The 9,313-nt window shown below is 35.1% G+C and carries 7 protein-coding genes and 1 pseudogene; all 8 read right to left on the reverse strand.

The annotated features are described in order from the left end of the window. Nucleotides 1–2: 2 nt before the first annotated feature. Nucleotides 3–3,104 (reverse strand): type I restriction endonuclease subunit R, encoded by a 3,102-nt coding sequence (locus tag KGI01_RS03330; protein WP_141273262.1) that lies wholly within the window; start codon nt 3,102–3,104, stop codon nt 3–5. Between the two features lie 44 nt (nt 3,105–3,148). After that, the gene (locus KGI01_RS03335) at nt 3,149–4,345 is read right to left on the reverse strand and encodes a restriction endonuclease subunit S (RefSeq protein WP_170214712.1); all 1,197 of its coding nucleotides are present in this window, start codon (nt 4,343–4,345) and stop codon (nt 3,149–3,151) included. Nucleotide 4,346: 1 nt separating this feature from the next. Continuing rightward, nucleotides 4,347–5,351, reverse strand: a complete 1,005-nt coding sequence (locus tag KGI01_RS03340) for a virulence RhuM family protein (protein ID WP_141273266.1) — start codon at nt 5,349–5,351, stop codon at nt 4,347–4,349. 14 nt (nt 5,352–5,365) lie between these two features. Next, entirely contained in the window at nt 5,366–5,863 is a 498-nt protein-coding gene (locus KGI01_RS03345) for a hypothetical protein (RefSeq protein WP_141273268.1), read from the reverse strand. Between the two features lie 34 nt (nt 5,864–5,897). After that, nucleotides 5,898–7,439 carry a type I restriction-modification system subunit M gene (locus KGI01_RS03350; RefSeq protein WP_141273270.1) on the reverse strand — a complete coding sequence of 514 codons (1,542 nt, stop codon included), beginning with the start codon at nt 7,437–7,439 and terminating at the stop codon, nt 5,898–5,900. Between the two features lie 11 nt (nt 7,440–7,450). Next, nucleotides 7,451–8,020: a restriction endonuclease subunit S domain-containing protein gene (locus KGI01_RS03355; RefSeq protein ID WP_170214713.1), complete on the reverse strand. Its 570-nt coding sequence runs from the start codon at nt 8,018–8,020 to the stop codon at nt 7,451–7,453. Between the two features lie 191 nt (nt 8,021–8,211). After that, nucleotides 8,212–9,075, reverse strand: a complete 864-nt coding sequence (locus KGI01_RS03360; protein WP_141273272.1) for a DUF4309 domain-containing protein — start codon at nt 9,073–9,075, stop codon at nt 8,212–8,214. A 5-nt stretch (nt 9,076–9,080) separates the two neighbouring features. Then, a pseudogene (locus KGI01_RS13965) lies at nt 9,081–9,313 on the reverse strand (hypothetical protein); the annotation flags it as partial.

Raw genomic sequence — 9,313 nt, forward strand, 5'->3', positions numbered from 1 at the left:
CCTTAATAACGCTTGATGGCTACTGTTTTTACTTGTTCAATCACTTTATCAATCGTGTCGAAGTCTAATGTTACATTATTTTCATTTGAGAAATCAAACAATAAATCATCAATGTCTTGCTCAATACGATTGTGAATTTGCAGGTTGTTATGCCAATCTACTTTTTGATGTTGCTTTATTATTTCATCCATCTTTAACGCTAAATTTGCGAAGTCTTCATCGCCATAGGAAGCTTTTTGATCCTTTATTGTTAAAACGTCCTTAGTCACGCCGTAGAAGGCTTGTGCATGGCCATTATCTTTAATGATTGATGGATAATCTTCTTTCGGCTCACCTTGACGAAATTCTTTTAGCAATTCATTCATCGAATTTAAGTAATCCGCTTCTGTTATGCGCTTTTCCTTATATTCATCAATGACCTGCTGAATGCGCTCAGAGAACTTCTTATAATACGCAGGGTTTTCATTCCACTTTGTGCTAATACTTTTCGTTAAGCGTGTACGAATTGCATCCGCCTTTGCACGCTTTGAACCAAGACGTTCAAGTTCTTCCTCAAATCCTTTTTCGTTCAAAATGTCAACAGGGTTCGTAATACGAATAATGTCTTCGGCTGAAATATATTGGTCCATCAGCTTTTGCATTTTCGCTTCGTATTCCTTATGATCAATCGAATCTGAGTAGCGTAATTTAACGCTTTTGCGAAGTTCTTGGAAGAATTTTAAGTCTTTCTTATATTTGTTCAGTTCATCTTCCTGTAAAGCATTGTATATACGCTCTGATTCTAAAGCGATAGCAAGATTACGTGCAAATTTACTTAACGTATCATAAAAGTCGTTCCGCAGTTCTTCGTCTTCTAATAGCACTTCAAACTCTTCAATATCTGACTTATTACGAATCGGCGCAAAGATGTCCCATAGCTGTGAATGGTATTGACGAAGCTCACCGATAATTGTAATAACATCATAAATGGCTCCTTGAATATCTTCTGGGTCGAAGTTTTCAAGTCCCGCACCTGAATACATCTGTAATGCTTCATCTAACTTTTCTAGTAAACCACGGTAATCGATGATCAGCCCGTAATCCTTACCTTCATATAGTCGGTTTACGCGGGCAATCGCCTGTAATAACGTGTGTTCTTTCATTGGCTTATCAATATAAAGAATCGATGCACGTGGTGCGTCAAAGCCTGTCAAAAGTTTATCTACTACAATCAATAAATCAATGTCATCACCGTTGATAAATTCATCTTTAATGGCATCTTCATAAGCATCTGGTGTTCCATAACGGTCCATCATTTTCTTCCAAAAACGCTGTATTACATCTTGTGAGTCTTCATCAATGGAATCGTGACCTTCACGCTGATCTGGTGGAGAAATAACGACCGCACAATTTAAATCGCCAAATTCTTCAAATGCGTTTAAATAACGAATTGCCTCCATCTTACTATTTGTTGCCAACATCGCTTTAAATTGCGAGCCTTGCGTTTTATAGTTGCGATAGAAATGTTCATTAATATCAAATGCAATCATACTAATACGTTGGTCCGAAGAAGCAATACGTTCAAAGTGCGCCCACTTTTTCATTACTTCTTCTTTTTGATTGTCATTTAAATGACGCGTAATCATGTTTAGACGGTTATCAATTGCAGTCTTATTTACTGTTTGGTCCACCATTTTCCCTTCATATAATAAAGGTACGATGGCTTTATCATTCACCGCATCTGCAATCGTATATTTATGAATCAGCTTACCGAACTTAATCATTGTGCTTTTTTCTTTTTTCATTAAAGGCGTACCAGTAAAGCCTAGATACGACGCGTTCGGGAATACTTTCTTCATTTTGTTATGGAGCTCCCCGTACTGTGTGCGGTGTGATTCATCGACAAGGACAAAAATATCACGTGAATCATTCACTTGCTGTTTTGCTGACGCTGTATTAAATTTATTAACCAGTGTAGTGACGATATCGACATTACCGTCATTTAACAACGTAATTAAATGATTACCTGAATTTGCACGACTTGCTTTTAGACGTGTATGATTAAACGTCTTATGAATTTGTTTGTCCAGTTCTACACGGTCTGTTACAATGACTACTTTTGGATTACAATCTGATAACTCCGTTAATATATAGCGTGCCAACATGACCATTGTTAATGATTTACCAGAACCTTGTGTATGCCAAATAACACCCGATTGACGATTACCTTTTTCATCACGCTGTTCCACTGTATTTAGAATTTCTTTAATAGCAAAATACTGTTGGTAGCGCGTCACCTTTTTCACATCTTTATCAAATAGCGTAAAGAAGGCTGTGAGTTCCAATAGACGCGCTGGATGGAATATGGAAATAATATTTTTGTCTTGCGTTGTTGGTAAGCGGTCTGCAACAGCTATCTGTAACAACTGTTCTAACCAATCCTGTTCTTCTTCTTTCCAAACAGACCAGAATTTTTTCGGCGTACCGCATGTTGCGTACTGTGTTTCATTTTTATTTGTCGCCATAACAATTTGAACGAACTTAAACAGTTGTGGAATATACTCATTCTTTTGGTTGCGAATCATTTGACTGATACCTTGGCTTATTGAGATAGAAGCTTTTTTACATTCAATGACCGCAAACGGAATCCCATTTACGAAAAGCACAAGATCTGGACGTGCAAGCTTTCCATCTGCACGCTCCACAGAAAACTCTTCTACTACATGAAAGACATTGTTTTCAATATTGTCCCAGTCTATAAAATGTATAGTAAATGATTTCTTTGAACCGTCTGGAAGAAACTCGGTGTAGCTTCTCCCTAACATAATGGTTTCATAAATCATCTCATTCGCCTTAATCAGACCATTTGTTAATGGCTCATCCAAATCGCGAATTGCTTGTTGAATATTGTTTTCGGTAAACGAATAAGATATCCCCTTGTATTCATAGCAATTCATTTTTCGTAGTTGTTCTTCCAATACATCTTGCAGTAACACATTATGAAGATTCCCACGCATTTGTTCTGCTTGTTCAGTTGGGATATAGATATACCCTACACTTTGTAATACTTCCAGTGCAGGCTGTTGACTTATATTCATTTCATCATAAAGTTGCTCAGTAGGCATATCGCCACCTCCATTCTATAAATGAAGGAAAAGGAGTAAAGATGTTATACCTTCACTCGAATTTTTCCTGTTAAGAGTTGTTGCATTAAATGTTGTCTTTGTTTTATTAAATTGTAAACTTCACTTTCTAATAGTTCTATTTCTTTATCAGAATTTAATAGTATTTTACCAATTGCCACTTGCTCTTCATACGATGGAATTTTTACTAATAAGTTATATATATCTTTGTTTGATAGATGCTTTACTGTTGTAGATGGGGTAAGGTCTTCAACTTTAGATAATAAAGGTATTAATAATTGATAAATGAAGTATTTATCATGTCCTGGTTTAGTCTCAATTTTCATTACACGTTGGTTTAATAAACCTATACCTTTATTCCACATAGTAATATTAAACTCTCCGTCCATCCCGATTAGAACATCACCGTTATTTACAAGGTATTCTTTTGAATACTCACCATTATAAAATGTAGTAAGTTTTTTTGCTTTTATATCACGAATCCTTATCAAAGGAATACCTTTTTCCTCATTAAAAAAATTCGATTTAAATGGGTATCCATTCATAATCTCTACGCAATCGCTCATTAAGGTTTCTTTCCAACCGCATTGGAAATTTGGCAATCTAACTTCACCTTTTAACAACTTCTGCATCAAGCCTTTATTCTGCTCTTTTTTCTGCTCAATAAGCTTTTCTTTTAATTCAATTGCTTTGTCCCAAGAACTCAAAATAGATACTATTTTATTTTGTTCCTCTATCAGAGGTAAGCTAATTGATAATTTCGTAAGTTCTTTAGAGTAAATATGAACTACTGAATGCCCTTGACCTAATTTTGCTCTTTCTACCGCTAATTTTCCATGATTTAAACTATATGCAAGGTACTGAGCATTGACATCTTTTGTTCTCAATATTATTATATCACCACCAGCATAAGCGACAGTATCGTCTAAATATGCTACGGATTTTCCTATTTCTTCTTTCGTTTCCCCTGATCCTGCAAACAAAATATCTCCCTTTTTTATAACCATACTTTTACTTGCCGTTTCTTCATCAATAAATGAATAGAAGTCTTTTATATAGTTATGATGGCGTGTATAGATTTCTCCATATAAAATGCATGGATAACCCGTTTCCTTTTTATCATTTTTAGAAATACCTTTCCCTTTTAGAAATACACCTAAATCGCCAAGTTTTTTTTCTTCCCAATCAGTTGGATAGGTATGATTTTCAACTATTTGATTCATATCACTCGCCACCTTTAATTTGTCCTTTTTGTTCCAAATATCTTTCGAAATCATCCTTCTTCGGCTCTGCTAATCTTTGCTGTTGGAAGACTTCATATTGCTCCTTAGCAAATTGTTCAGCCAGCTTCGCGCTAATCTTTCCTGCGTTTGTTAAAATATCATGTTCATTGAACTCTAAAAACGCATCCAGCTTTTGCGCCCAGTCTTTCATATACATCGGCTTCTTCTTTTTTGCCTGCGATTCCGCATAATCTAAATACATCGTCACAATACGATTCAAATCACTTAGTTCTTCCTGAGATAGGTAGTTTTTTGCCACGGTTATATCGTTTTTGCGGACTTTATCGCCTTTCCAAGAAGTTAATCCCATGTTCGGTTTCGTTGCATTGGCGCGCTCCACAATTAATTCTGAAGCTGTATGCCCATGAATAGCAAAGTGAAGCTTGTTTTGTACGGTTGCAAAGAACTCCCTTGCAATCGTTGAATTCGGGTCATAGTCAATCGATGTAGCATAAATGTCGTTAATTTTTTGGTAGAAGCGTTTTTCAGAAGCACGAATATCGCGAATACGTTCAAGCAGTTCGTCAAAGTAGTCTGCTCCAATGTTACGCATCTCTTTTAAGCGGTCATCGTCCATTGTGAAGCCTTTTACCATATATTCATTTAAGCGTTCCGTAGCCCATTGACGGAATTGTGTACCACGATGTGAACGGACACGATAACCGACCGCTATAATCATTTCAAGATTGTAAAATGTTACTTCACGTTCTACCTCTCGACTACCTTCAATTTGAACTATCCGGTTTTTCCGGATAGTTGCTTCTTCTTGTAATTCTCGTTCATCATAAATATTTTTTATATGTTCATTGATTGTTTTAACACTTTTCTGAAATAGCTCTGCCATCGCCTTTTGCGTCATCCAGACCGTTTCACCTTCTAAGCGCACTTGGATTTTTGTGTCGCCATTTTCAGTCTGGTACATTAAAAAGCTCGTTTCATTTGACATTAAATCACCTCTATTTATAATACTGAAGCCATTGAGAACTCGCTCAATCTCTTATTTAAATTTTTGGTTATTTTTTGCGCGTCTACTTTTAATTCAAGTCCAGTACCATAGATCAAATAGTTCCGTGCACCTTTCTCCGACTTAACAGATACTCTACGATTTTCTGTTTTGAAGCCTATACCGATGCACTCGTTAAATTGTTCTCTATTCAAAATAGCAATTTCGCTATTCACTAAATCTGCAACTCCACAAATAAAAGCAAACATATTAATTGATTCGTCTTGCAAAATATTGTTCAATTCATCTGTATTAAATGGAAAATGCCACAACTTATTTTGACCTTTATTTGCTTGTTTCGATACATATTTTGTATAAACTTTAAAATCACCGTAATCAGTTGCTAATTTATAAATACGTCTTTTATCACTGTTCTCAATAATAGCTGGAGCAAACCCACTATTCACTAATTGCGACAAAAATGCTCCATAATAAAAATCTACTTTTGCTAACATCCCAAACTCCCCTTTGTGATTATTAGTTACATCGTTACAACCCTAACTCCTTCAAATACTTCTCCATCTCGGCTTCAACAACTTTTAGTTCTTCTTTGATGTTCGCGATATTTTGCTTCACTGCATCCATATCAACAGGTTCTTCTTCTTCGAATGTGTCGACGTAACGCGGGATGTTAAGGTTAAAATCATTCTCTTTAATTTCTTCAAATGATGCTACATATGAATACTTATCGATTGTTTCACGGCTATCGTACGTTGCTACAATTTTTTGTAAGTCCTCTTCACGCAACTTATTTTGCTTTTTACCTTTTTCGTAGTTGCCCTCACCTGATGCATCAATAAAGATTACATCTTCATGCTTACGATTTTTCTTAAATACAAGAATACATGCTGGAATGCTCGTACCATAGAAAAGCGCCTCTGGTAAACCAATTACTGCATCTAATAAATTCATTTCGATAATTTGCTTACGAATTTTACCTTCACCTGCGCCACGGAATAAAACACCATGTGGTAAAATCGTTGCCATTGTTCCTTCTTCAGCTAATGAATACAGCATATGCTGTACAAATGCATAGTCACCCTTCGATGTTGGTGGCACGCCCCATTCAAAACGACGGTGTGGATCTAAACTTGCATCCATTTTAAACTTCTCATCTTTTTTATCTTTTTTAGCTGTTTCGTTTGCAAAGCCCATTGCCCATTTGTCTAAAGAAAATGGCGGATTCGCAACGATTTTTTGGAACTTCATTAATTTGCCGTCCTCTAAATGAAGTGGGTTTGCTAATGTGTCGCCCCATTCGATATTAGCGTCGTCAATACCATGCAAGTACATATTCATTAATGCTAATGAATGTGTTGCACCGTTACGCTCTTGTCCATAAATTGCAACTTTATTATTTGGTACTTGCTTGGCAACACGGACTAATAATGAACCTGATCCACATGTTGGATCATAAATACGATCATTTTCTTGTGGCTTCACTAAACGCGCTAATAGCTCTGATGCCATTGTCGGTGTATAAAACTCTCCACCCTTTTTCCCCGCGTCAGAAGCGAATTGCTCAATCATATATTGATAGGCGTTACCAATCACGTCCTCATTACCAATAACTGACGGCTTTAGATTTAGCCTATTAATATCTTCTATTAGTGTTCGCAACATCGCATTACGTTCTTTTGCTTTACCTAAAACCGCTTCGCTATTAAAGTCGATATTACGGAATACACCGCGAAGTTTGCCAGTATTTTCTTCTTCAATACGCGCCAATAATTTATTAATGTTATCGCCTATTTCAGCGTCAGTACGTTTGCTATAAAGGTAGTCGAATGTTGATTTTTCATCTAATACAAAACGCTCCCGTGTTAAGGCACGCTGAATGCGTTGCTCGTCACCGTTATAACGTTCTGTATATTCCTGTAAATGCTCTTTGTATGAATCGCTTAAATATTTAATGAACATCATTGTTAAAATGTAGTCCTTGTAAATACTTGAATCGATTTTTCCGCGGAACGTGTCCGCGGCCTGCCATAATATACTGTTAATTTGCTCTTGCGATACTTTCTCTGTCATGTGATTTCCTCCTATTGTATCTCTTGAAGCACTTTAGTTATCTGCGCTTGGAATAGCTTTTCTTTTTCTTCTATTAACCTTGTTAGTAGCTGTTTTTCTTGTAAATGAAGCTTGTACAATTGCACAATATTACGTTGCTTTTCAATATCGATTTGTTCTATTGGAATCGCATTTAAGGTTGCTTTATTCGTGCTCGGAATTTTCGTTCCTGACTGCCCTTTTTCCAACTCTTTCTTTGCAAAAGCTGTATTTAAATACCACGCAACATATTCTGGTAAAAAGAAATCAACCTGTACCTTAATCACCGCAAAAGTAGACGGGATTAATAGTTGTTTTTTCGATGCATCGATATATGTCGCCGAATACGGATGATTTAGTCGAAACAGTATATCGCCTTCTTCTGTGAAGTGTTGCGGACTTATTACATCATTGCTTTGAAATTGCTCGAACGGCTCATTTATTGAATCCACATTTTTCAGCGTAAACATATTATAAATTGCCTTTACTTCGTTCTTATTCATCGCTTTTTTGCGCGTAATGACCGTACCTGATTTAATACATGCAATATCTCCTATCAACAAAATAAACACCTCCATTTCGTTATATTATACATTTAACTTTAGTGTCAAATATATAATATAACAAATAACTATTTTTGTAAACCATTTCCATTATTCTCTTTATGATTTCATGCAATAATAAAATGAGCTCTACAATAAATAACGTTGGTGAAGAAAAAAGCACCGATCAAATGACCGATGCTTTCAAATTATTATTTCGTATAGCCAATAACATATGAATTGAATTTTAGTTGATCATTCAGTTCGATTATATTTGTGCTAGTTTGGTATTGGAATTCATTATAGCGTGTCGATACAAAATTAATAGAGTATGGACCATATTTGTATCGAATGAAATGTAATCCTAAAGTTCTATCATAAAGTAGTTTAGCTTTACCAAATTTCTTCTTGATTTGACCATATGTTAGAAATTGATTTTTTGGTTGATAGATTTGAATCATTCGAATAGAACCATTTGTATCGACAGTCCAGTTATTCGTTGTAATGACACTATCTAAATAAATTTTACTGTTGGGATAGCTGTAAACAACATTTGTATATGGGACTGTGACTTTTTGAGATTTACCAAGTTGTTTTTTAACATTTTGAACAGATGTCCCGACTTTCAAATTTTTGGTGTTAATTGTTTTTCCTTTTTTACCTTCAGTTTTAATCTTATTTAAAAGAGTTGCAGCTTTATTATTCGATAATGCTTTCGAATTTTTACCTGCAGAAAGTGAATAAACTTTTACTAAATAAAACTTTACTTCTAGATCATCATATTTATATAGTCGACTTTGACCATATTTTTTGATGAATTTATAGGAAGCGACTCTGTGATGAGTATATGAGTTACTTTCGTATAAATCTACATATTCTGTTCCTGTTTTCGTTTTATTATATCTCGAATAAATTTTAATTTTTCGTGTATAAGGTTCTGTCGCATAAAGCTCTTTCATTGCTTTTTGAATAGCCGTTGTTTTCGTTGAAGCGGCTGAAGCCTTTTGATCTGGTGTGATGAAGAAAATCCCAGTACCTAAAATAAACATGATCATAAATATTTTAATAAACTTCAATCAATTCATCTCCTAATTGCTTTTTTATCCCAAAATATAAAGATATCCAATAACCAAACCTTAAATATTAATACAATACTAACACTACTTATAATAACTGTCATTTCTGCTGTTAACTGCTTAGCTTCTTGTTTATTAATGGTGAAAATACTTAATTGAATAGGCTGTGATAAAATAAAGTTCAATGCTTTAAAATATTTTTCAAAATTCGTATCTTGTGTATAATTGACAAAATGCG

This window comes from Kurthia gibsonii (assembly GCF_006539985.1).
GTDB classification, from domain to species: Bacteria; Bacillota; Bacilli; order Bacillales_A; family Planococcaceae; genus Kurthia; species Kurthia gibsonii.

Coding starts and splice junctions, on each gene's coding strand:
- KGI01_RS03330 (WP_141273262.1), bottom strand. CDS start 3,104: ATGCCTACTGAGCAACTTTATGATGAAATGAATATAAGTCAACAGCCT.
- KGI01_RS03335 (WP_170214712.1), bottom strand. CDS start 4,345: ATGAATCAAATAGTTGAAAATCATACCTATCCAACTGATTGGGAAGAA.
- KGI01_RS03340 (WP_141273266.1), bottom strand. CDS start 5,351: ATGTCAAATGAAACGAGCTTTTTAATGTACCAGACTGAAAATGGCGAC.
- KGI01_RS03345 (WP_141273268.1), bottom strand. CDS start 5,863: ATGTTAGCAAAAGTAGATTTTTATTATGGAGCATTTTTGTCGCAATTA.
- KGI01_RS03350 (WP_141273270.1), bottom strand. CDS start 7,439: ATGACAGAGAAAGTATCGCAAGAGCAAATTAACAGTATATTATGGCAG.